Consider the following 268-nt stretch of genomic DNA (forward strand, 5'->3'; position numbering starts at 1 on the left):
CGCATCCGGGAAAAATTTGCCTTCCTCTAATTTTTCTTTGCCTTCCTCAAATTTTAATTAGGGGAAGGCAAAGCAAAACTGCACGCCGAATTGGTAAAATTGGAAGGCGGAAAGTGTTCCCGAAAGTTAAAAATGTTAATGCCAAATCGCTGAAAAATGGCTCAAAATTGTTGGTTTTTGGGAGCGGAAGCCTACCCCCAACCCCTCCCTAAAGGGAAGGGCTTTTCAAACTTCGACATGAGGTTCTCCATTAATGCCCATTAATTGT

1 protein-coding gene is annotated in these 268 nt (G+C 42.5%); it reads left to right on the forward strand.

Translation table 11 applies throughout. From position 1 onward, the window contains the following. The coding region (locus I6E40_RS10840; protein WP_235387296.1) for a hypothetical protein at window positions 1–212 on the forward strand (212 nt) is incomplete at its 5' end. Window positions 213–268 lie beyond the last annotated feature (56 nt).

Origin of the sequence: Prevotellamassilia timonensis, assembly GCF_021531665.1 — a bacterium.
GTDB lineage: Bacteria > Bacteroidota > Bacteroidia > Bacteroidales > Bacteroidaceae > Alloprevotella.